Source organism: Cupriavidus sp. GW823-FHT06D04, assembly GCF_058795055.1.
Genome location: NZ_JBXAHL010000066.1, coordinates 1 through 22,294, shown reverse-complemented (window position 1 = coordinate 22,294; position 22,294 = coordinate 1). Strand labels below are relative to the sequence as shown.

Genomic DNA, 22,294 nt, shown 5'->3' with positions numbered 1-22,294 from the left:
CTACGTAGAGCATCACGTAGCGCCGTAGGAATCCTCGTCCTTTCCGCCGTAAGGCGGCAGCCGAAGGCTGAGGACGGAGAGGATGTCAACGAGGTCGAGGTGATGTTATAGGTCAACGTGGCGAGGTCCTGCAGCAGCGTGGCGTGCGCAGAGCACGGCGCTGTTCCTCCGACAAGGCCGCGACCGTATGCAGCGGCTGCTCGAACATCCGTAAGGCATCGACTCAGTGAAGCTGGGGTCGATGCGCCACACCAAACCGTCCTGACAAATCGTCGAGACGCCTATCCATTGTCCATAGCTGTGCGCCGGGTGTGATCAAAGTGGAAGCCAGCAGTGAGACTTCAACTAGGCCGCAACCCAGCCCATACAATTTCTCGCGCTCGATGAACGCCACTACCCATGGCCCAGCCTATGATGCGCCGGCTGAGACGTCGAGCACGACAGCCAGATAGTAAAAGCCGGCAGCGGTAGGAATATACGTCGCATCGGCGACCCATAGCTGATTGGGCGCATCGGCACAGAAGTGCCGCTGCACCAGATCAGGCGCAGGTCTACCCTGTGGCGCGCGGTGCGTGGTGCAAATGAAGCGCTGCCGGCAAGCCCCGCGCAGGCCCGCCTCACGCATCAAACGCGCCACGCGCTTGCGCCCGACGTGGATGCCCCGGCGCAGCAACGTGGCATGCACACGCGGCATCCCATAGGTATCGCGCGAGCGAGCGTGAATCTCAAGGATTTGCGCGAGCAACAGCGTGTCACACACGGCATGAGCGCTCGGAGGTCGTTCCATCCATGCATGGAAGCCGCTGCGCGAGACCTTAAGCAGCCGAGCCATGGTGGACAGCGGATAGCGAGCCTGGTTCGCCTTCATGAATTCGTACCCTTGTCGGGCAGCGTGTCGGTCTCCCGGGCGAACCAGGCCGCGGCTTTTGCAAGTATCTCCCTCTCCATTTTGAGCTGCCGGTTCTCACGGCGTAGCCGTGTGAGTTCCTGGCGCTCGGCCGTCGTCAGACCGTCCTGACGAAGTCCGGCATCGCGTTCCGCTTGGGCTACCCAGTTGTAGATCGTCTGGGCCGTCGGTTCGAACTCCTTGGCCAGATCCTCGGGGCGGCGACCCGCAAGTCGTGACAATTTTATTTTCGTATACGATTCGCCGAGGCTAGAGGCGACCATTCCATCTACACTGCACGGCTGTTGAGGGAAGCCGTTAAAAATCAGCCAATGCATTCAGTTTTTCGTTTCGATGCTGACCGTCTCGTCAGCTTCCAGGTCTTGTGGAAGGACGGCGAACGCGTCCTGGGTCGGGGCTGGCGCCTCGCTGCCGATGGCCAGCGCGAGGCGGTGCTGGCCTTGTGGCTCGCGACCGAGCATCCGATGCCTGCCAATCTCGGGCGACTGGCACACGAATTCAGCCTGAAGGAGGCGCTGGACCCCGCTTGGGCCGCCCGGCCCCTGGAACTGGTGCGCGAACATGGCCGGACGGTCCTGCTCCTGGAGGATCCCGGCGGTGAGCCGCTCGATCGCCTGATGGGCACCCCCATGGAGGCTGGCCGCTTCCTGCGCCTGGCGATTGCCGTGAGTGGGGCCCTTGGCCAGTTCCACCAGCGCGGCTTCATTCACAAGGACCTCAAGCCAGCACACATCCTGGTGAACCAGGCCGATGGGGCGGTGCGACTCACCGGCTTCGGGCTGGCTTCGCGGCTGCTGCGCGAGACACAGGCGCCGACGCAACCAGACGAGATCGCCGGCACGCTGGCCTATATGGCGCCTGAGCAGACCGGCCGCATGAACCGGTCGGTCGATGCGCGCAGCGATCTCTATGCGTTGGGCGTGACGCTCTACCAGATGCTGACGGGAACGCTGCCGTTCTCCGCTGGCAACCCGATGGACTGGGTCCACTGCCACCTCGCCCGGCAGCCGATGGCGCCGGCCGAGCGGGTACCGGCGAGCCCGGTCCAGCTCTCTGCCGTGGTGATGAAGCTTCTCGCCAAGACGGCGGAGGAGCGCTACCAGACGGCCGGCGGGCTGGAGGCGGATCTGCGGCGCTGCCTGGCCGCATGGGAAAGCCGGGGGCGCATCGACACGTTCGCGCCTGGCGAGCATGACCTGCCGGACCGGCTGATGATCCCGGAGCGGCTCTACGGTCGGGATCGCGAGATTGGGGTGCTGCTCGGCGCCTTCGACCGCGTGGTGTCCGGGGGCGCGCCGGAGCTGGTGCTGGTGTCCGGCTACTCGGGTATCGGCAAGACCTCGGTCGTGCACGAGTTGCACCGTGCGCTGGTGCCGCATCGCGGCCTGTTCGCTTCAGGCAAGTTCGATCAGTATAAGCGGGACATCCCTTATGCAACGCTGGCGCAGGCGCTGCAGGGACTGGTACGCCCGCTGCTGGGCAAGAGCGAGGCGGAACTGGCACCGTGGCGCGCGGCGCTGGCCGAGGCGCTGGGCCCGAACATCGGGCTCATGGTGCCGCTCATCCCGGAACTGGCGCTCATCCTTGGCCCGCAGCCGCCAATGTCGGAAGTTCCGCCGCGCGACGAACAGCACCGCTTCCAGCTCGTGTTCCGCCGCCTCATCGGCGTCTTTGCGCAGGCTGCGCATCCGCTGGCGCTCTTCCTTGACGACCTGCAGTGGCTGGACGCGGCAACACTGGACCTGCTCGAGCATCTCGCGACCCAGCCGGAGGTACGGCATCTGCTGCTGATCGGCGCCTATCGCGATAACGAAGTCACGCCCGGGCATCCGCTGCTGGCGCGACTGACGGCCATCCGCCAGGGCGGGGCAAGCGTGGGGGAGATCATGCTGACGAGCCTGGGGCGCGACGATGTCGGCCGGCTTCTCGGCGATGCCCTGCATTGCACGCCGGAGGGCGGCGAGGCGCTCGCCAGACTGGTGCACGAGAAGACCGCGGGCAATCCATTCTTTGCGATCCAGTTCCTCACCGCCCTGGCGGAAGAGGGGCTGTTTGCATTCAATCATCGCGAGGCGCGCTGGTCGTGGGACCTTGGGCAGATCCGCGCCAAGGGTTTCACCGACAACGTGGTGGACCTGATGCTCGGCAAGCTCGGCCGCCTGCCCGCAGCGACCCAGGAAGCGCTGAAGCAGCTCGCCTGTCTTGGCAACGAAGCCGCGGTAGGCATCATGACCATGGTCCTGGGCGGCAGTGAAGGGACGCTGGATGCGGCGCTGTGGGAGGCGGTCCAGGGCGGCCTGGTGTTGCGGCGCGAGGAGACTTATCGCTTTCCGCACGACCGAGTCCACGAGGCGGCCTACGCGCTGATTGCCGAAGCCGCGCGGCCCGCGGCGCACCTTGCGATCGGGCGCAGGCTTGCCGCGCACACGTCCCAGGAAGCGCTTGCGGAGCGCGTCTTCGAGATCGTTGGCCAGCTCAATCGCGGTGCCACACTGATTACCGCACCCGAGGAGAGGTGGCGGCTGGCCGAGCTGAACCTGCTCGCCGGCCAGCGTGCCAAGGGATCGACGGCCTACGCCAGCGCATTGGCCTATCTGGCCACGGGCGCGGTGCTGTTGCCCGCGGATGCCTGGGAATGCCGGCCCGCGCTTGCCTTTGCACTGGCGTTCGAACGGGCCGCATGCGAATTCCTTACCGGTGCCTCGGGGGCGGCGGAGCCACGCCTCGCCGACCTCGCGAGCCGTGCGGTCGGCCTCCCTGAGTTGGCCGCGGTGACCCAATTGCGACTGGAGCTCTTCATGGCCCTCGGTCAGAGAGGCCGTGCGGTCGAGGTCGGTCTCGATTACCTGCGTCGGGCTGGCGTGGAATGGTCGGCGCACCCTGCGAAGGCGGAGGTAGAGCAGGAGTACGCGCGGATGTGGCGGCAGATCGGGGACCGGCCGATCGATGCGCTGATTGACTTGCCGCGCATGGCCGACCCCGATGCAGTCGGGACCATGGACGTCCTGACCGCGCTGATGCCGCCGGCCTGGTACACCGACGAGAACTTGCGTGCGCTCGTGATTGGCCGGATGGCGAACCTGAGTCTCGAACATGGCAACAGCGATGCGTCGTGCCTTGGCTATGCCTGGCTCAGCATGGTGCTGGCGCCGCAATCGGGCGACTACGCGGCGGGATACCGCTTCGGCAAGCTGGGCCTGGACCTGGTGGACCAGCGCGGGCTGGACCGGTTCAAGGCCCGCGTCTACCAGGTCGTGGGCGGCCACGTCCTGCAATGGACGCATCCGATCCGCGACGCGAGCAGCCTGGTGCGGCGCGGCTTCGATCTGTCCAACAAGCAGGGCGACCGCACCTTTGCGGCCTTCACCAGCAACAACCTCATTACGCACCTGCTGGCCAGCGGCGCGCCGCTGGCCGATATGGAACGCGAAGCCGAAGCTGCGATCGCCTTCGCGCGCGAAGCGGGGTTTGGTCTTGTTATTGACCGCATTACCCCGCAACGCCAGCTTGCCCGGACACTGCGTGGTCTGACATCGGTCTTCGGCTCGTTCAACGATAGCGGGTTCGACGAAGACCGGTTCGAGCGGCATCTGGAGCAGGATCAGGGCCTCGCACTCGTTACCTGCTGGTACTGGATCCGCAAGCTGCAGGCGCGCTTTTTTGCCGCCGACCATGCCGGCGCGATTGCGGCGGCGGAGCGCGCCCGGCCGCTGCTCTGGACCTCACCGTCATTCTTCGAGCAGGCGGAATACCACTTCTATGCAGCGCTGGCACGGGCGGCCTGCTGCGATGCGGTCGCTGCGGCAGACCGGGGCCGGCACCTTGAGGCCCTGGCTGGACACCACCGCCAGTTGCAGGCCTGGGCCGAGCATTGTCCGGGGAATTTCGAAAACCGGGCTGCATTGATCGGTGCGGAGATCGCCCGTATGGGTGGGCGCGAGGCCGACGCCATGCGCCTGTACGAACAGGCCATCCTGTCCGCGCGCGACAACGACTTTATCCACAACCAGGCACTCGCTAACGAGCTGGCGGCACGATTCTATGCGGCGCGGGATTTCGAGAAGATAGCGTGGGTGTATCTGCGGGATGCCCGTCACGGCTATCGCCGCTGGGGCGCCGAGGGCAAGGTGCGGCAGCTCGACGGGTTATATCCGGCACTCGGCGAAGAAGAGTCGGCACCTGCTTCGACCCGGACGATCGGCGCTTCTGTCGAACACCTGGATCTCGCCACGGTGATCGCCGTCTCGCAGGCGGTGTCGGGTGAAATCTTCCTGGACAAGCTGGTCGACACGCTGATGCGTACCGCAATCGAGCAGGCCGGCGCGCAACGAGGCCTGCTGATCCTGCACCAGGGCGCCGGGCAGCGCATTGCGGCCGAAGCGACCACCTGCGGCCATGCCATCACCGTGCAACTGCACGACCAGAGCGTGCCCGGCACCGCGCTGCCGCTATCGATCCTTCACCATGTTTTGCGCAGCCGCGAGACCGTCATGCTGGACAATGCCGAGGCGCAGGGGCCGTTCTCCGTCGATCCTTACATTCGGCAGCATCGCGCCCGCTCGATTCTGTGCCTGCCGCTCCTCACTCAGGCCAAGCAGATCGGCGTCCTTTACCTGGAGAACAACCTGGCTCCACGCGTCTTCGTGCCGGCCAGGGCGGCGGTGCTGAAGCTGGTGGCCTCGCAGGCGGCGACCGCGCTGGAGAACAGCCGTTTGTACCGCGATCTCGAGCAACGCGAAGCAAAGATCCAGCGTCTGGTCGAGGCCAACATTATCGGCATCTGCATCTGGCAACTCGACGGCCGGATTCTGGAGGCCAATGACGCGTTCCTGCGCATGTCGGGTTACGACCGCGAGGATCTCCGCTCGGGCCGCCTGGGATGGGCGGACCTGATGCCTGCGTCAGCGCAGGCGCCCGGTGCACCCCTGGCTGCGTTCAGCGTGACGGGGACTGTGCCGCCGTTCGAGAACGACTTGGTCCGCAAGGATGGGAGGCGTGTGCCCGTGCTGCTCGGGTCTGCGAACTTCGAGGATGGGGTGGACCAGGGGGTGTCTTTCGTACTCGACCTGACCGAGCGCAAGCGCGCCGAGCAGGCGCTGCACCAGGCGCGGGCCGAACTCGCCCACGTCGCGCGCGTGACCACGCTGAACGCGCTGACTGCCTCGATCGCCCACGAGGTGAGTCAGCCGCTGGCGGCCATTGTCGCGAACGCCAGTGCAGCGTTGCGCTGGCTCGGCCGCCAGCCCCCCGATCTTGCTGAGGTGCGGGAGGCGGTGGGGGGCATTGTCCAGAACGGGCATAGGGCCAGCGCGGTGATCGAGGGAATGCGGGGGCTGCTGAGGAAGACGGCCGCGGTAACGGTTCGACTTGACCTCAACGAGCTGGTCAAAGAGACGATCACGCTGATCAGCGGCGAGGTGTCGCGACATCAGATCCTGCTGCGGACCGAGCTCGCGCCCGGGCTACCGCTGGTGGCGGGTGATCGGGTACAGTTGCAGCAGGTGCTGCTGAACCTGGTGATGAATGGCATCGAGGCGATGACAGAAGTGGCCGACCGGCCGCGGGAACTCGTGATCCGGTCACTGTGCGCGAAACCCCAGACAGTGCGGGTCGCCGTGGAGGACGCTGGCATCGGGCTGGCTCCGCAGGTGATGGAGCGGGTGTTCGATGCCTTCTACACGACCAAGGCGCAGGGTCTCGGCATGGGCCTGGCGATTTGTCAGTCGCTGGTCGAGTCGCATGGCGGGCGACTGTGGGCGAGCGCAAATTCGCCTTGCGGGTCGGTGTTCCAGTTCGCTTTGCCGGCTAGGCAGAAGTAGACCGACACAGTCTGCCATGCGAGAGGAGGCCAAGCCCTCAGACTACCGGAGCGCCCCATGCGTGCTTGGTGCGCGCTGGCGCGCGACCACGGCCCGGAAAAGGGGCGCCAATCCGGTTGGCTGCCGTAGAACGAAGTAGCGGCGGAAGCTGAGGTCGGAAGCGAGGTGACGAGCGGGGTGGCCATGGCGCCCTCCTGGGAAGCTGGGCAAGCAGACCGTTGAGTCCGATACGATATCGGGACTCGCGGGGCCCTCAGTGACGCAATAGTTTCCCTGCATGATTTGAGTCTGACGCAGATCAATGCAGCGCTAAGCGCTGATGCGGAAGTGCGCAAATGGCGGCTCGGGGGGCTGGAGTAGGGCGCGCAAGGGCGCATTTCAGCCCGGCCGCTGGCCGTGGAATGCATCATCCAATAGCTGCCGGATTTCCCTCTGGGCCAGCGGCCGCGGGTTCGGATACTGCGCCTGCAGCGCCAGTTCGCAGGCGCGGTCGAGATCCTTCTCGCGCATGCCAATATCGCGCAGCGCCACGGCAGCACCCAAAGAAGCAGCCAGGTCGAACACCGCCTGCGGGCCGGTGGCGTCAGGGCGGCCCAACGCGGCGGCAATCGCCGCCATCGCCTGGGGTGCCGCGGGCGCGTTGTAGGCCAGCGCGTGCGGCAGCACGATCGTGTGCGTCTCGGCGTGGGGCAGGTTGTAGCTGCCGCCAAGCGTGTGGCACAGCTTATGATGCAGGCCAACAGTGGCGCTGCCCAACACGGCACCGCAGAGCCAGGCGCCATACAGCGCATCGCTCCTGGCCGCGCGCAGTTGGGCGCTGTCCCGCTCGCCACCGGCTGTCGCGATCACCGGAAGCGCACGTCCCAACGCCGCGATGCCTTCCCGGCACATCCAGTCGCTGACGGGCGTCCGATCGCCCGCGTACAGCCCTTCGGCGGCGTGGGCAATGGCGTTGATGCCGCTGGTCACGCTCATCGCCACCGGCAGGCCGAGGGTCAGGTCGGGGTCGTAGACTACCGTCCGCGGCAGCACGCGTGCATCGCGCCCGGTACGCTTCAGGCCGCCTTCGGTCAGGCCGTAGATCGGCGTCATCTCCGAGCCGGCGTAGGTCGTCGGGACGGCAAGGATGGGCAAGTCCGATTCGAGGGCAATGGCCTTGCCAAGCCCGATGGTCGAGCCGCCGCCGATCGCCACCACGGCATCGGCGCCGAGTTCCGCCGCGCAGGACCGCGCCAGCCGCGCCTGCTCCACCGGCACGTGCATGACAGCGCCATCGAAGATGCCGGCGCAGCGCGCGCCCAGCACCTCGGCGGCGCGCTCGGCCAGGTCGCGTTGTTGGGGGGTGCAGAGCACCAGCAGCTTGCGTGCGTGCAGGGTGTCGGCTTCGGCGCCGAGCGTCGCGAGCGCGCCGGCACGGAACACAATACGCTGCGGGTGGGTCTGGTAGATAAAGGGTTGCATGATGCCAGGCACCTATTCAATGACGATATGACGCGACTTGATAAGCCGGCCCCAGCGGACGGATTCTTCCCGTATCAGCTTGTTGGCCTGGGCGCTGTCGCCGGCGATGACATCGAAGCCGCCGTCGCTGAGTACCTTGCCGATGGCCGGATCGCGCAGTGTGGCGTTGACCTCGGCGGCGAGCCTGCCGAGGACGTTTAGCGGCGTGCGCGCCGGCGCGATCATCGCCACCCACGAATAGGCCTCGAAGCCCTTGTAGGACTCCGCCACTGCCGGCACGCCCGGCAGGCGCGCGTCGCGCTGGGCGGCTGTCACGGCCAGTGCGCGCAGCTTGCCGGCCTGCACGTAGGGCATCACCAGCGGCAGGCTGGCGATCATCGAATCGACATGGCCGCCCAGCAGGTCGTTGATGGCCGGGCCGCCGCCCTTGTACGGGGTATGCGTGCCGCTGGTCCCCGCGGCTTCATGGAACAGTTCGGCCACCAGCTGGTTGGAACTGCCGGCGCCGACCGACGCGTACGACACGGCATCTGGCTTCTTCGCCGCCGCGACATAGTCCTGCAGCGTCTTGTACGGCGAGCTGGCAGGAACGACCAGCACCATCGGCGAGCGGACCATGTACGAGACGCCGGTCAGGTCCTTCTGCGAGGCGTACGGCAGTTTCGGGTAGATATGCGACTCGGTGGCGAAGCCATCGAACACCATGCCGATGGTGTAGCCGTCCGCCGCGCTGCGCGCGATCTGTGCGGTGCCGATGGTGCCGCCCGCGCCGGCGCGGTTGTCGATCATCACCGGCTGCGCCAGGCGCTTGCGCAGGCCCTCCTGGATCTGCCGCGCCACCTTGTCCACGGTGCCGCCGGCGGCATAGGGCACGATCAGCGTGACCGGCTTGGCCGGCCAGGTTTCGGCGCGGGCACTGGCGGGGGACATCGACGCGGCCGTCACCGTGACCAGCGCCGCTGCCGCCAGCCGTGGCAGCGCGAAGCGCCGGATCGTCTTTGCTGCGGTAGTCTCCATTGGGGTCTGCTCCTCTCTGTGATCGGGATGCCCGGCATGCTCCACTTTTGCTTTATTTGCTAAAAGCCGACGTGCCGGGATCGGTCACTGGATGTTAGACTGGGCCACATCGTGCGGGAAGCCGGTTCGCCTGCGCAACGCCTTTGCGGAGATTGCAAAAATGGAGTTCAGCCGATTCGCGGAAAACCTGTCTATCTTCGTCGAAGTCGCCCAGTCAGGCAGCTTCTCGGCGGTAGCCCGCCAGCGCGGCCTGGTCGCCTCTTCAGTGGCGCGGCAAATCGATACGCTGGAGCGCGAACTGGGGGTGCCGCTGTTCACGCGCTCGACCCGGGCGCTGGTCCGCACCGATGCCGGCGAACTGCTGTTCGCGCGCGCCACACGCATCCTGCATGAGCTGAGCGATACGCGCGATGCCGTGACGGCGCTGGAGCAGGGCGTCAGCGGACTGATCCGGGTCGCGTGCCTGCCCGCGTTCGGCCGACGCCACGTGGTGCCGCACCTCGGCGCGCTGTACGCCCAGTATCCGCGGCTGACGGTGGAGCTGGCGCTGACCGAGCGCATCGTCGATCCCGTGGTCGAACGGTTCGATGTCGTGATCCGCGTCGGCCAGCAGGCCGACAGCTCGCTGGTTGCCCGCTGCATCTCCAGCCAGCGTTACATCATCTGCGCGACGCCTGGCTATCTGGCCCTGTATGGCCGTCCGGCGCATGCCGACGAGATCGGCAGGCACCGTCTGATCGACCGTGGCCACAGCACCAGCATGCGCGGCTGGCGTGAGCTGCTGACGCCGGCGCACGCCGCCGTGGCAACGTTTGCGCTCGAATGTGACGACTGCGATGCGCGGCGGCTGTCCGTGCTGCAGGGCCTCGGCATTGCGCTGATGCCCGACTGGTCGGTCGGGCCGGATATCGGCGCGGGCAGGCTGGTGGAGTTGGCGCTTGACGGCCTGCTGCCACAGGTGCCCGGCGGCATCTACCTGCTGCGCGCCACCCAGCATGCCAGCGCGAAAGTGAAGGCTTTCTGCACCCACCTGACCGCCAGCATGGGCAGCCCGCCGACCTGGCAACAGGCGATGGCAGGGGAAGCCGTGCTGGCGTAAGACGGCCGGGGGGCCGGCTTTCGCGATCTCCGCAAAATACTGTTCGGAAGACCACGTCAATGAGGCACACGAGTGATGACGTCCCGGTGTGCCGCAGGGCATAGTAGCGGGCTATCGTAGAGCGAAGCGATTGTGCCACCGGTCCGCCCCCGATATCTCCGGCCTGTTGGCAATGGCGGTGGCATTCAAGTGCGCGAACGCCGGCTGCCCCCGTCGTATGTCTGCCGAGAACATCGACGGCATTAACGTCGGACGCGATTGCAGGCTCAGGCGTTGTTGAGGATCAGAGATCGTGCGACCGGTGCTCACCATATGCGCGACCCCTCGCACGGCCCAAAGGCTCTGATTTCTATGCGAATTTCGTCCGCAAGTACGCTATTTGACAGTTGCTGAAAGGCAACGTCAAGGCCATGGATGCTCAGCATTCGTGAGACTACGTCGAACTGGCCAAAATCGCAGTTGCTTCGCAGAGCGTGCGCAACGCCCCACAGGAACGTTGTTTCGTATTGAAAAGCTAAAGTCGCATGAATGATGAGCGTGAAAAGGCTACGTTCGCATGAACGATGATCGCGGCTCGCACGAATGACGATCTTCAACAACACCACAGGTACGTTGTTTCGCAGTGAAATAAAAACGCAATTAACCACCAGAAAACGACCCACAACAAGCAAAGACGGCTTTCAAAGGGAGGGGCCATCGACGTGAGGTGTCACCTCTGTATAATTTCACTTTCGTGAAAGTTATTCCACATCTATGCCGAGGCCGCTTCCTGATCCAACTCCGCCATAACGCGTGACAATCCCGAAGCATTGACCAGCTTGGTGACCGGATACGAGCAACGCGGGCAGGGGAAGGGCATGCCCATTGATCAGGCTGGAAATCATTGCGGGTTTCCGTCGGCATGTTGTCCAAGCTGGAGAATGGCAAGGGCGTCAATCTGGAGCACGCGCTGCGCGTTGGACTGGGTTTGACGATGCTCGTCGTGCCCAAGACACATGCATCGTTGCTCGAACAGGCGGCGGCCCAGGAGGCCAAAGCGGGCACCAAGTCGGCAGCCTGTGCCATTAGTTATGCTTTGGGGCGCCTGCGCACATTGTTCGACGATCCGCTTTTCGTGCGCACCCCCGAGGGCATGCTGCCTACGCCCACCGCACAACAACTCGCGCAGCCGGTAGGGCGCGCCATCTCGTCGATCCGCGAGGCCCTGCGCCACACGGAACATTTCGACCCCGGCACCAGCGAACGGGTATTTCGCCTTTCCATGACCGACATCGGAGAACAGGTCTTCCTGCCCCCGTTATGCGAAAAGCTGCAGCGGGTCGCGCCGCAAACGCAACTGGAGGCCAGGCAGTTGCTGGTAGCTCAGGTGGAAGAAGCCTTGCGGCTTGGCCAGGTCTTTCGCCATCGGCACTCTGCCCGCTCTCAGGCCGGTAACACGATATGCGCTGCTGTTTCATGAGGACTACGTGTGCATGACACGCAAGCGCCCCGGGCTGCCGGCGCGCAGCCTGTCCGCGGAGCGTTTTCTCGAGCCCTCCCATATCGCGGTGGCGCCAAGTGAAAGTAGTCACCGCAATATCTACGACTCACTGCTGGCCGCCGGCCTGCAGCGGCGTATCGCGCTTCAGGTGCCGCATTTCACCGTGACGCCCCAGATCCTGCAGCGCACCGACTGGATGGTCACGCTACCGCGACGCGTGGCACAAGCGTTCAACCAGCACGGGCAGTTCACCGTTTATCCATTGCCGGTCAAGATTCCCGAAGTCGAAGTCACGGTGCACTGGCATGAAAGCTTCGACAAATAACGAGGGTAACCAGTGGCTGCGCGAACAGATCAGCGAGACCTTGAGAGAGTAGGCAGGGCAGAGGAGCGCCCCAAGTGCGCCGCGCAACGCTCAGCCCGATCCAGGCGATCATGCAGAGACGAGCCGGTCTTGCGATGAAAGGCAATGGGGCGTTTAATTTACCCGGAGGAAGTCCGGGAGGCTCCCATGGCGCGCTGCACAATTTGCGGGTTCGAGAATGCCATTGGCGCCAATTTTTGTGAGCGATGCGGCAACCGGCTGGCGCGCCTCTGTGCGCGGTGTGGCCACGAACTGAGCCCGGCGGCGCGCTTCTGCAACGCTTGCGGCGAGCCCGTCCGCGAAATACCGCAAGTCTCGTCCGCCGCCCCCGTTCATTACACTCCACCGCACCTGGCCGAGCGCATCCGGGCCGAGCAGGCGGCGCTGGAAGCCCGCGGAGTGACCGCCGGCGAACGCAAGACCATCACCGTGCTGTTTGCCGACATGGCGGGCTCGACCGCACTGATCCACGACCGGGACCCGGAAGAGGCAAACCGCCTGATTACCCCCGTCATCGAGCTGATGATGGAGGCCGTGCATTACTACGAGGGCTACGTGGCCAAGTCGTTGGGCGACGGCATCCTCGCGCTGTTTGGTGCGCCCATCGCCCATGAGGACCATACCCAGCGCGCGCTGTATGCGGCGCTGCGCATGCAGGAGGCAATGCACCGGCACAGCGACAAGCTGCGGCTGGAGCAGGGCATCTCGCTGCAGATCCGGGTGGGCGTCCACACGGGCGAGGTAGTCGTGCGCTCGATCCGCAAGGACGACCTGCACACCGACTATGACCCGGTGGGGCACACGATCCACATTGCTGCGCGGATGGAGACGATGGCCGCACCCTCGTCCATTCTCGTGAGCGAATCCGCCCACAAGCTCGCGCAGGGGTACTTCGAGTTCAAGGCGCTGGGAGACGCCCAGGTCAAAGGCATCCCCGAGCCGCTCGCGGTCTATGAAGTGCTTGGTCTCGGGGCATTGCGCACGCGCTTGCAAGTGGCAGCGCACCGCGGCCTGGCCCGCTTCGTGGGCCGCGCCGCCGAACTGGAGGCGCTGCAACTGGCGCTGGACCAGTCCACCGCCGGACACGGGCAGATCGTCGCGGTGGTGGGGGAGGCCGGGGTCGGCAAGTCGCGGCTGTTCCACGAGTTCAAGGCGCGCTCGCAGAGCGCCTGCCTAGTGCTGGAGACCTTCTCGGTGTCGCACGGCAAAGCCTTTGCTTATTTGCCACTCATCGAACTCCTGAGGAATTATTTCCAGCTCACCGCTCAGGACGACAAGCGGCGCTGCCACGAGAAGGTCGCGGGCAAGATCGTCACGCTGGAGCGCAGTCTTGAAGACGTCATGCCTTACCTGCTGTATCTGCTGGGCATCAGCGAGCTCGGCTCGGCGCTGGCGGACATGGGTGCCAGCCTCCGGCGCGAGCGCACGTTCGAGGCCATCACGCGTCTTCTGGTGCGAGAGAGCCTTAATCAGCCCGTCGAGTTGCTGTTCGAGGACCTTCAGTGGCTGGACAGCGAGACCGAAGCCTTCCTCGCTTACTTCATCGAGCGAATGGCGCAGGCCCGGATGCTGCTGCTTGTGAACTACCGCCCCGAGTATCAGTGCGCGTGGGGGCACAAGGACAATGGTACCGCATTGCGGCTCGCCCCCCTCGGTCCAGCCGAGGCGCAAGGCTTGCTCGGCGACTTGCTGGGCAATGACCCCCGCCTCGCGCCGCTCAGGCAGCTTATCCTCGAAAAAACCGAGGGCAATCCCTTTTTCTTGGAGGAGGTTGTCCAGACTCTGGCCGAGGAAAAGGCGCTGCTCGGTGAACCCGGCCATTACCGTATTGAAAAGACCCCGGCCGCGCTGCATATTCCGACCACGGTACAGGGCGTGCTCGCGGCGCGCATGGACCGGCTGCCACTCGCGCAGAAGGAACTGCTGCAGACCCTGGCCGTGATCGGCAAGGAATTCCCCTTGAGCCTGATCCGGCAGGTCACCGGGCAGTCCGAGGAGCGCCTCTATCCACTGCTGGCCGGCCTGCAGGCGGGAGAGTTTATCTACGGGCGGCCGGCATTCCCGGAAGTCGAGTATGCGTTCAAGCACGCCCTCACCCAGGAAGTCGCAGGCCACTCTCTGCTCTCGGAACAGCGCGGCGCGTTACATGAGCGCACAGGCCGGGCCATCGAGATCCTCTTCCGGCATCACTTGAGAGACCACTGCAGCGAACTGGCACATCACTACAGTCTCAGCGGCAATATCCCCAAGGCGGTGGAGTACCTGCATTGCGCCGGGCGTCAGGCCGTTGAGCGTTCGGCGCATCTTGACGCCATCCGTCACCTGAGTATGGCGCTGGAGTTGCTCAAGCGCCTGCCCGACGCGCCCGAACGCGCGCGCCAGGATCTTGCCTTGCGCGTTACCCTCGGCCCAGCCTTGATCGCTGCGAGAGGTTATGCCTCGTCGGAGGTGGAGGCCAACTATGCCCTAGCCCTGACCTTGTGCGAACACGGTGGTGAAACCCCGCAGCTGTTCCAGGTGAAGTTGGGATTGCGCACTTTCTTTTCACTTCGTGCGCAGCATCACACGGCGTATGAATTAGGGGAGGCGCTGCTCGAGTTGGCTGAGAACGCGCAAGACCCGGTGCTGCTCGAGCACGCTCATATCGCGCTGGGAGGATCGTCGCTCTTTCTGGGCAAGTTCCACCAGGCCCGGGCGCACTTGGAGCGGGGGCTTGCCCACTATGACCCTGAACGGCGTCAGGCCCATGACGCACTCTATGAGATGGACCATGGGGTCCGTGGCCTCTGCCTTCTGGGATGGGTCTTATGGCTGCAGGGCTTTCCGGCTCAGGCCAGCAAGGCTGCCCAAGAGGCGCTGGCGCTGGCCCGCAGGCTTTCTCATCCTTTCAGCCTCGCTCTCGGCCTGGCCTTTGCCGCCGAATTGCATCAGCTGCGGCATGAGACACAACTGGCCCGGGAGTGCGCCGACGCCACCATCACGCTCTCGACCGAGCAAGGATTTCCGTTCTGGCTCGCATGGGGAACCATCTTGCGGGGCTGGGCGCTGGCCGAGCAGGGGAGCAGTGAGGAGGGCATTGCCCAGATACGCGAGGGCCTGGCCGCCTACCAGGCCACGGGCGCCGAGCTGGGGCGGCCTTATTTTCTGGCCCTGCTGGCCCAAACCTACCAGAACGCCGGCCAGGCGCAGGCGGGACTGGACGTGCTGGCTGACGCGCTGGCCACGGTCGGCAACACGGGAGAACGTTTCTTTGAAGCGGAGTTGCATCGGCTCCAGGCGGAACTGCTTCTCCATCGCCCGGACGGAGCTGCTGACCCCGAAGCGGCGGCAGCGTGCTTTCATCGGTCCATCGCCATCGGCCGCCAGCAAGGCGCGAAGTCGCTCGAGCTGCGCGCGGCGCTGGGTCTGGCTCGCCTATGGCAAGACCAGGACAATGCGGAAGTTGCGCGGCAGATGCTGGCCGGCCTGCATGAGTCCTTCACGGAAGGGTTCGACACCGCTGAGTGGCAGCAGGCTAGGGCACTGCTGGATGCTGCGCGACCATCCGGCCAGCGCGACTGAGAAGCGCTGGCTCACCTCGTCAAGGGAGGTATGTGCCCTTGTCGAAATTGCCCGCCAGCAGGTTGCCGAATCCTGTGGGGCGATCTGCCAGGCCCAGCGTGCGCAAGCAGTGCCAAAGCAGGGCCTGGTTGCTGGTGATGACGGGTTTGCCGGCACGCTCGATCTCTTCGATGACGTCGCTCACCTGTATGCCGGCGCAGCTGATCAATACTGCATCGGCGTTGTCGGTATCGAATTGTCGCGCCAGGTCAGCCCAATGCGAGGCAGGAAACGAGTCCTGCTGAATCGGCGTGGAACATGGGTCTGCGATTTCGCAGACGACCTCGACACCGTGTCGGGCGAGGAACGCGATTTCCATCTCGACCACCTGGCGCGGATAGGGTGTCATCAGTGCGACACTGCCCGCGCCAACCGCATGCGAGGCGGAGAGACTCGATTGGGGTGCGGAAACGCTGAGCGTCAACTTATGGCCATCGTGATTTTCTAAAAGAACAATTGCCGGTTCAATCATCAGCCCGGGCGATTGGGGGGGCTGGGGTTGGCCCAGCCATTCTCGAACACCATCTCGTCCAGGGATTGCCGTCTGGCCCAGCCTTCCTGTTCCAGCATCGGCTTCTCATAGAAGGTGTCGACCTGGCCGAGGCACAGCACAGCCACTGGCCGGGCACCGGGCGGCAGCCGCAGCAGCCGGCCAAGCTGTTCAGGGTCGAACAAGGAAACCCAGCCCACGCCGATTCCTTCCGCGCGCACAGCAAGCCAGAGGTTCTGGATGGCGCAGGCCACCGAAGCGAGATCCATGTCCGGCATGGTGCGCCGACCGAAGATGTGCCGCTTGCGTCCATCCATCAGCGCTGCCACCAGGACTTCCCCGCAGTCCAGGATGCCCTCCACCTTGAGTCGCATGAACTCGTCCTGGCGTTCGCCCAGGGCGAGCGCGATGCGCTGGCGTTCGGCATCGACCAGCGCGTGAACCTGCGTTCTCAGGTTCCTGTCAGTGATGCGGATGAAGCGCCAGGGTTGCATGAAGCCGACGCTGGGGGCGAGATGCGCAGCGTGCAACAAGCGTTCCAGCAATGCAGGATCGAGCGGGTCCGGCCGAAAGTGGCGCATGTCGCGACAAACGCCGCATGATTGGGCAGGAGATATCGCGACGGTGATCGAGCATGCCGGCCAAGCGCCCGTGGTGATCGTCGGGCACGCGCATAACAACTGGACGCCCGCACCGTGGCGAGCGATCGGCCCTACCTGGTGCGCGCGCTGGTGTTGCTGGCGGGCCCGGCGGGAAAGGTGCCGAAGGGTGTCGACGCCGTGCCAATCCCTGCTGAAGGGCGGGCCCAGATCAAGCGTTGCGAGGATACCAGCTTACCGGATGCTTGCGCCTACACGCGGTGTTCTTCGCGCCCGGCAACGACCCTGAGCCTTGGCTGGCTGGAACACTGAACTGATGTGGTCGCTTCCGGCACCGTGTCGATCGCCAGGGCAATGCCCGCAAACGCGCGCGCATCGCCATGCTGTCATCAGCGCATCTTCCAGCGCCACGTGGCTAAGATCAAACCATTCCTGCACGAAGTGAATTCGCAGCATCAATGCAAGAACGGCCGTCCTACCAAAATTGCTAGCTTATATTTGTTCGATTTGGTACGTACTATCACTTCAACAGACAGTCATCATATTGACGCTGGCCGAGCAGGATAATTTTCGAGCAAGGACTAGAAGTATTTACGCGTTCTTTTCGCTTTGCAAACTGCAGATATAAATTTAATTAAATCAGACATAACTTAACGACCTATCGATTTTCGACTCAGCGAGGAAAAAAATCTGCTCATTAGTTAGCGTCACCGAAATTGCAGCGTAGCTAGGAAGGGAGCGGGGATGGAAATTTGGGTGAAATCAGGAAACAAGTATCGTCAATCCACGGTTATAGGGCAAGGTTCAAAGAATGCGGCGCTCCCTCTAATCATCGCCTCGATCTTCACTGCTCGCAGATCCGTGTTGAGGAACGTTCCCAGCGAGCTAGAAGACGTTCGGGCTGTCATACGCTCTCCTGAGTGGCTTGGCGTTACGGTGGAGCGAACGAACAACGCGTTAAGCACTGACGCCTCGACGCTCGGGGCGGCCGGGATGTGCGAGTGATATTTGTGCGCTAATTGAATTCATGCAACGCGAGATCAGGCAGCACTTCGATGTGGAGACAGAGGTGGAGCAGAAGATTCTGTAGACCGGTTAAATAACTTTGCTGAGGAAATTGAATGGAAGTTTATCAAAAGCACTCACATGTTTCGGCGAAGATTGATGCAGGAATTCGTTGGGACTTTGAAACTTCGCATTCGTCCGATATTTCCAGAATCTGGACTTTCCTGACCGAACGTCAGCCGAAGATATTCAACGGCCCGGTCTTGATGTCCCACGATATGTCAGGTGACGATCTTTCGCTGGAGGTACATTTGCTCCGGACGTCCTACGCAGCGTTCATGGCGTGGCGCGAACTCAATCATCCCATCAAGAGCGCGAAACTGTGTTTTCCGATTGCGGCAGTCAAGACATCGGATGATTTCTTCCTGTTGGGCACGATGGCGTCGCATACTTCGAATGCAGGGCTGAGCTATTTCCCCTCCGGAACGTTGAATGACGATGATGTACTGCAGGACGGCACCGTGGCGTTGGAGCATTCTCTGGTTCGAGAGGTCAAGGAAGAAACCGGCCTGACCCATGAAGACCTCGAGCTAGCCAATGGCTGGACCCGGGTGGAGAACGATGTGCGTTGTGCTTTTTTCAAGGAAGCCAGGCTGAAATTGTCTCGCGCGGAAGTGTCCGAAAGGATTGGGACATTTCTAAAGGATCAGGTCGATCCAGAACTGTCGAGAGTCCTGTTCGTGAAATATCCTTCGGACCTGGCCGGACTCAAGCTGCCGGCTGTTCAACGCGAGTATTTTGAAAGAGTCTTGCCTGATCGTTGAAATTACTTGTGCTAAATTTTTTGTAACGGGTCAAAACCCGCATCCGCGTCACGCTGGAGCATCCGTTTCGCATCTTCAAGCAGTTCGGCTATCTCAAGGTCCGCTACCGGGGCGATGAAGAACACGCCGCAACCGCATACTGGGCGCATCCTCGAGTTGTGTCAGACCCAGGCTGTGGTCCAGGACATCGCCAGTGGTCGACACTGGGGCTTGCCCTACGCCGCCGTACTCGCCGAGCCCACTACCGCTGCGCAGCAACCGCCGCACGCTTCACCGCCACCACCGCCCCAGGCGAAGCGCCCGGATCAGCTCAACAAGGCGCTGGCCGAACCGAGCCTCTATGACGACGTGCTCACTATCTGAATCGCAACGGCTTTTGGATCGCGATTTCAGCGTGCCCTACGAGCCAAGCAAAGCCGTCGAAAAGGTCTGGCGCGACATCTACGCCGATCAGAACGGCAACCTCGAACTTCAGGAGCTCAGAGAGACGTTGGCCGATATCGCCGAGGGCTCCTCGACCTGGAAGTACCTGCACCTGATGGCGACGCGTCGGACCTTTGGCGGCAGGCCAGCCTACTTCGGCACCGAGGGCGTCGCCTGGCTGGTCCAGTCAGCAAGTGACTGATTAGGTTGGGGTTTTAGACAGGCATCAGCCGGAAAACCGCATGGATGCTAGGGGTGGCTACCCCGGTAAATTGCGCGGAAATCAAGGGGCCCCATTGATACGCCACGTTCTCAGAATTAGTGGTCGCCAGTCGCAGAAATAGCGATCTGCAACATGAGGATCACGCCGTTGGCCTGGCAAACGCGCGCAACCAGGGCTCCAAATGAGCAATGTCAAAAGTGCCAGACTCCAACATCTGAATTATCTCGATGTGGATTTGCATCGACGGACGCTGCAAGCGCCAGCCGTTGATCCGCAAGAACACATCGGCAGCAGCGAAGGCGATCCGCTTGTTGCCATCCACAAAAGGATGGTTGATGGCGAGACTCTCGAGCAGCGCCGCCGCCTCGGCCACGATGTCCTCGTAGTAGCCCGTCTGCGGCCTGAACAGCGCGGACTCCAGAGCGCCGGGATCACGGACTCCGGGCGCGCCGCCATAGCGTTGCATCAACGCGGTGTGCATTCCGAGCACATCGGCTACGGTCAGGTAGTCACGTCCGCTCATCACCGATCACTTGGCCAGTTCGCGGTATAGGCTGTCGAATTCGTCGAGGCTGGACGCGAATGACGCCATCACATGACGGCGCGGACGTTCTTTCTGCTGGCGGTCGATGTAGTCGCGCAGAGCCTCGTCGAGCACCGCCTGAAACTGGCGTCCCTGCGCTTCGGCAATCTGACGCAACGCCGCCAGCACTTCAGGCGCGGCTTGGGAGGAGAATTTTTCGCGGGCGACAGTGGTCATAGCAGGCTCCAGCATGATAGATCTTGACATTTCATGATAGAGCAAGATGGGAAAACTTGCCACCGCTCAGACGGTAGGGGCCAACTGCTGGTCGTGGTTGATAGCGAACCGACCGCCGTAGCTTGCCCCTCCACCGATCAATAGGTTCGTCACGAGGGCATCCTGCGCTAAGGTCGCTTAGTTTCCGGTTGCCTTCACGGCCACGGCATGTGCGGGCGTTCCGGCTGGGGCGGCCCACCCGATCCGGTGCCGTTCCTGCGTGGCCTCGTGCCGTGCATCCTCCTCGCTGTGCAGGTATGCGCTGGTCGTCGAAATCGACGCGTGCCCAAAATTATCCCGCACATAACGCAAATCTACCTGCCGGTCGGTCATGTGCGAGCCGGCGGTGTGGCGCAGCCAGTGGGCCGAGGCGCTGGCCAGCACATCGGCCTGCGCTTCCCAGTCGGGCCCGCGGGCGCGCAGGCGTGCGGCCGCCAGGCCGAACACCTCCTTCAGGATCAGGTGCAGCGCCCCGCGTGACAGGCCTTTGTCAGGGTGCTCGCGGCCCTCGCGGCCGATTACCGGTAGCAACAGCGGGCGCGTCTCGCCGGGGTGCGGGGTGGGCGCCAGCCCGTGGGCGCGGCGATACCGCGCGAGTTCGGCAATCAGTTCGTCGGTAGCCGGCACCAGCCGGGTCTTGTTGCCCTTGCCGATTACCTCGAGCCACCAGCGCTCGACGCCCCGGGCATCGCGCCGGCAGAAGAAGGCGCCCATGGCCGTGCCGGTGACCTCGGCTGCGCGCAAGCCCCCCAGATAGAGCACGGTCAACAGCCAGCGGCAGCGCGCCGCATGCAGGCGCTCGCGCTCGGTGGCGGTGTCGGTCGTTCCCGGCATCGCCTCGATGGTCTCCTTGACCGCGTCCCACAGCTCGTGGCTCAGGTAGCGCGTGATGCGCGGCTGCGTCGGCGTGCGCCGGCGGCGCGCGAGCGCGAGCGGGTTGCCGGCCAGATAGCCGGCCTCGGTCAGCCAGGCGAACAGCGCGTTCAGGATCACCAGCGCCTGGCGCACGCTGCGGGGCGCCAGTGGTCCGGCAAACGGGCGCCAGTCGGGATGGCTGCGCGCGAGTTTTTTGCCGCCGGCCAGCACCCAGCGCGCGGCCGGTTGCGGGTCGGCCAGAAAACGCTCGTACGTGAGCAGGTCCTCGTGCGTGAGCGACGATAGCGGCTTGCCCAGTTGCAGCACCGCCCATAGGATCAACCGCTCGACCTCGCGCCGGTAGGCGGCCAGCGTCGCCGCGCTGTCGGCATAGCGCGCGAGCCAGGCGGTGACGGCGCCGAGGTCGTCGGCCGCGGCGATGCGGGTGGCCGTGGCCGGTGCGCGGTTGCTGCCGGCGACGCCGGACAGTGCCGGTGGCAGGCGCAGCTGCTCCAGCGGCGTGGGCAATGCGGCGACGGGGCCGGGCGTAGGCGGGGAGGGCGGCTGGGCGAGCGGTTCCAAGGTGGGGTCAGTTTCGGGAGGCGGGTCGAGCCCTTATTATAGACATAAGCGGACTTATGTCTAAAGTAATGCCGAGATAGTTAGATATTTATCGTATTACGTAGTAATATAGTGCGTCATTCCACTCACCTTTTTCCGATGCCGGCGGCCGACCTGGACCTGACCGACGCCGCGCTGCAGGCTGATTTGGCCGAGCTGCGCGGGCGTTTCCCCGAAACCCGTGCGCTGTACCGCGAGGTCTGCGGCCTGCTGTTCTTTCGCTACGGCGTCACGCCCACGGCCAACAAGCTGTACAGCCTGGTGCGCAAGGGCAGCATGGGCACGCCCGCCGAGGTGCTGCAGCAGTTCTGGCAAGAACTGCGCGGGCGCACGCGCGTGACCATCGACCATCCGGACCTGCCGGATGCCTTGAAGGACATCGCGGCCGGGGCGGTGCAGACCATCTGGCAGTCGGCCAACGAGGCCGCGACGGCGGAACTCGCCACGCTGCGCGCGGAGGCCCGGCACGCCGCGAGCGAAGCGGAAGCCGAGCGCGATGCGGCGCGCGCGGAGACGGCCGCCGCGCGCGAGGACGCGGCGGCCATTGCCGCCCAACTGGCGGAAGCCCGGCAGGCGCACGACACCGTGCACGCGGATCTGGCCACCGAGCGGCTGGCGCACGCCGCCACGCAGGCCCGGCTCGAGGCGGGGCGGACGGAACTCGAGGCGGGTCGGCGCCAGCTGGACGCCTTGCGCACCCAATTCTCG

Annotated in this window: 19 protein-coding genes and 2 pseudogenes; 11 read left to right on the top strand and 10 right to left on the bottom strand. The window is 64.3% G+C overall.

The genetic code is table 11. The features are described from left to right. Window positions 1–223: 223 nt before the first annotated feature. The 3 genes and pseudogenes from AC1Q7H_RS38060 to AC1Q7H_RS38050 all read right to left on the bottom strand — a co-directional run. Window positions 224–397: pseudogene (locus AC1Q7H_RS38060) on the bottom strand (VapC toxin family PIN domain ribonuclease); the annotation flags it as partial. A 12-nt stretch (window positions 398–409) separates the two neighbouring features. After that, window positions 410–868 (bottom strand): IS3 family transposase, encoded by a 459-nt coding sequence (locus AC1Q7H_RS38055; RefSeq protein WP_492382428.1) that lies wholly within the window; start codon window positions 866–868, stop codon window positions 410–412. Beyond that, window positions 865–1,224, bottom strand: a complete 360-nt coding sequence (locus AC1Q7H_RS38050; RefSeq protein WP_492382427.1) for a transposase — start codon at window positions 1,222–1,224, stop codon at window positions 865–867. The genes AC1Q7H_RS38055 and AC1Q7H_RS38050 overlap by 4 nt, the downstream gene beginning before the upstream one ends. Here AC1Q7H_RS38050 and AC1Q7H_RS38045 point away from each other — a divergent pair. Continuing rightward, window positions 1,219–6,726, top strand: a complete 5,508-nt coding sequence (locus AC1Q7H_RS38045) for a trifunctional serine/threonine-protein kinase/ATP-binding protein/sensor histidine kinase (protein ID WP_492382426.1) — start codon at window positions 1,219–1,221, stop codon at window positions 6,724–6,726. The genes AC1Q7H_RS38050 and AC1Q7H_RS38045 overlap by 6 nt on opposite strands. Window positions 6,727–7,104: 378 nt before the next feature. Here the strand turns inward: AC1Q7H_RS38045 and AC1Q7H_RS38040 are convergent, their stop codons facing one another. Together AC1Q7H_RS38040 and AC1Q7H_RS38035 are read right to left on the bottom strand one after the other, a co-directional pair. Next, window positions 7,105–8,187, bottom strand: a complete 1,083-nt coding sequence (locus tag AC1Q7H_RS38040; RefSeq protein WP_492382425.1) for a maleylacetate reductase — start codon at window positions 8,185–8,187, stop codon at window positions 7,105–7,107. Between the two features lie 12 nt (window positions 8,188–8,199). Further along, complete coding sequence (locus AC1Q7H_RS38035) at window positions 8,200–9,204, bottom strand: tripartite tricarboxylate transporter substrate binding protein (protein WP_492382424.1); 1,005 nt, start codon at window positions 9,202–9,204, stop codon at window positions 8,200–8,202. Between the two features lie 160 nt (window positions 9,205–9,364). On the opposite strand from AC1Q7H_RS38035, the gene AC1Q7H_RS38030 reads away from it, so the two are divergent. From AC1Q7H_RS38030 to AC1Q7H_RS38015, 4 genes are all read left to right on the top strand, one after another. Continuing rightward, entirely contained in the window at window positions 9,365–10,303 is a 939-nt protein-coding gene (locus AC1Q7H_RS38030) for a LysR family transcriptional regulator (protein ID WP_492382423.1), read from the top strand. A 901-nt stretch (window positions 10,304–11,204) separates the two neighbouring features. Then, a complete protein-coding gene (locus tag AC1Q7H_RS38025) occupies window positions 11,205–11,762 on the top strand; it encodes a hypothetical protein (RefSeq protein ID WP_492382422.1) in 558 nt (185 codons plus the stop codon). Further along, window positions 11,689–12,108, top strand: coding sequence for a LysR substrate-binding domain-containing protein (locus AC1Q7H_RS38020; RefSeq protein ID WP_492382421.1), 420 nt, complete (start codon window positions 11,689–11,691; stop codon window positions 12,106–12,108). The genes AC1Q7H_RS38025 and AC1Q7H_RS38020 overlap by 74 nt, the downstream gene beginning before the upstream one ends. Before the next feature lie 186 nt (window positions 12,109–12,294). Continuing rightward, entirely contained in the window at window positions 12,295–15,708 is a 3,414-nt protein-coding gene (locus tag AC1Q7H_RS38015) for an adenylate/guanylate cyclase domain-containing protein (protein WP_492382420.1), read from the top strand. A 19-nt stretch (window positions 15,709–15,727) separates the two neighbouring features. Here AC1Q7H_RS38015 and AC1Q7H_RS38010 read toward each other — a convergent pair whose 3' ends face one another. Next, window positions 15,728–16,219 (bottom strand): maleate cis-trans isomerase family protein, encoded by a 492-nt coding sequence (locus AC1Q7H_RS38010; protein WP_492382419.1) that lies wholly within the window; start codon window positions 16,217–16,219, stop codon window positions 15,728–15,730. Continuing rightward, on the bottom strand, window positions 16,219–16,818 hold the full coding sequence (bluB, locus tag AC1Q7H_RS38005) for a 5,6-dimethylbenzimidazole synthase (protein WP_492382418.1): 600 nt from the start codon (window positions 16,816–16,818) through the stop codon (window positions 16,219–16,221). The genes AC1Q7H_RS38010 and bluB overlap by 1 nt, the downstream gene beginning before the upstream one ends. Before the next feature lie 114 nt (window positions 16,819–16,932). On the opposite strand from bluB, the gene AC1Q7H_RS38000 reads away from it, so the two are divergent. The 5 genes and pseudogenes from AC1Q7H_RS38000 (at window position 16,933) to AC1Q7H_RS37980 (ending at window position 19,290) form a co-directional block, all read left to right on the top strand. Continuing rightward, complete coding sequence (locus AC1Q7H_RS38000; protein WP_492382417.1) at window positions 16,933–17,148, top strand: hypothetical protein; 216 nt, start codon at window positions 16,933–16,935, stop codon at window positions 17,146–17,148. 809 nt (window positions 17,149–17,957) lie between these two features. Further along, window positions 17,958–18,665, top strand: coding sequence for an NUDIX hydrolase (locus AC1Q7H_RS37995; protein WP_492382416.1), 708 nt, complete (start codon window positions 17,958–17,960; stop codon window positions 18,663–18,665). 26 nt (window positions 18,666–18,691) lie between these two features. Continuing rightward, window positions 18,692–18,806: pseudogene (locus AC1Q7H_RS37990) on the top strand (IS5/IS1182 family transposase); the annotation flags it as partial. Further along, a complete protein-coding gene (locus AC1Q7H_RS37985) occupies window positions 18,780–19,028 on the top strand; it encodes a hypothetical protein (protein WP_492382415.1) in 249 nt (82 codons plus the stop codon). The pseudogene AC1Q7H_RS37990 and the gene AC1Q7H_RS37985, both read left to right, overlap by 27 nt. Window positions 19,029–19,041: 13 nt before the next feature. After that, complete coding sequence (locus tag AC1Q7H_RS37980) at window positions 19,042–19,290, top strand: hypothetical protein (RefSeq protein WP_492378783.1); 249 nt, start codon at window positions 19,042–19,044, stop codon at window positions 19,288–19,290. Between the two features lie 160 nt (window positions 19,291–19,450). On the opposite strand, the gene AC1Q7H_RS37975 is transcribed toward AC1Q7H_RS37980, so the two are convergent. The 3 genes from AC1Q7H_RS37975 to AC1Q7H_RS37965 form a co-directional block, all read right to left on the bottom strand. After that, on the bottom strand, window positions 19,451–19,834 hold the full coding sequence (locus AC1Q7H_RS37975; protein WP_492378784.1) for a type II toxin-antitoxin system death-on-curing family toxin: 384 nt from the start codon (window positions 19,832–19,834) through the stop codon (window positions 19,451–19,453). A 6-nt stretch (window positions 19,835–19,840) separates the two neighbouring features. Beyond that, complete coding sequence (locus AC1Q7H_RS37970) at window positions 19,841–20,071, bottom strand: hypothetical protein (protein WP_035823610.1); 231 nt, start codon at window positions 20,069–20,071, stop codon at window positions 19,841–19,843. Window positions 20,072–20,248: 177 nt separating this feature from the next. After that, window positions 20,249–21,547, bottom strand: coding sequence for a tyrosine-type recombinase/integrase (locus AC1Q7H_RS37965; RefSeq protein WP_492382414.1), 1,299 nt, complete (start codon window positions 21,545–21,547; stop codon window positions 20,249–20,251). A 138-nt stretch (window positions 21,548–21,685) separates the two neighbouring features. Here AC1Q7H_RS37965 and AC1Q7H_RS37960 point away from each other — a divergent pair. Further along, window positions 21,686–22,294: DNA-binding protein (locus AC1Q7H_RS37960; protein WP_492382429.1), on the top strand; the 609-nt coding region annotated here is incomplete at its 3' end.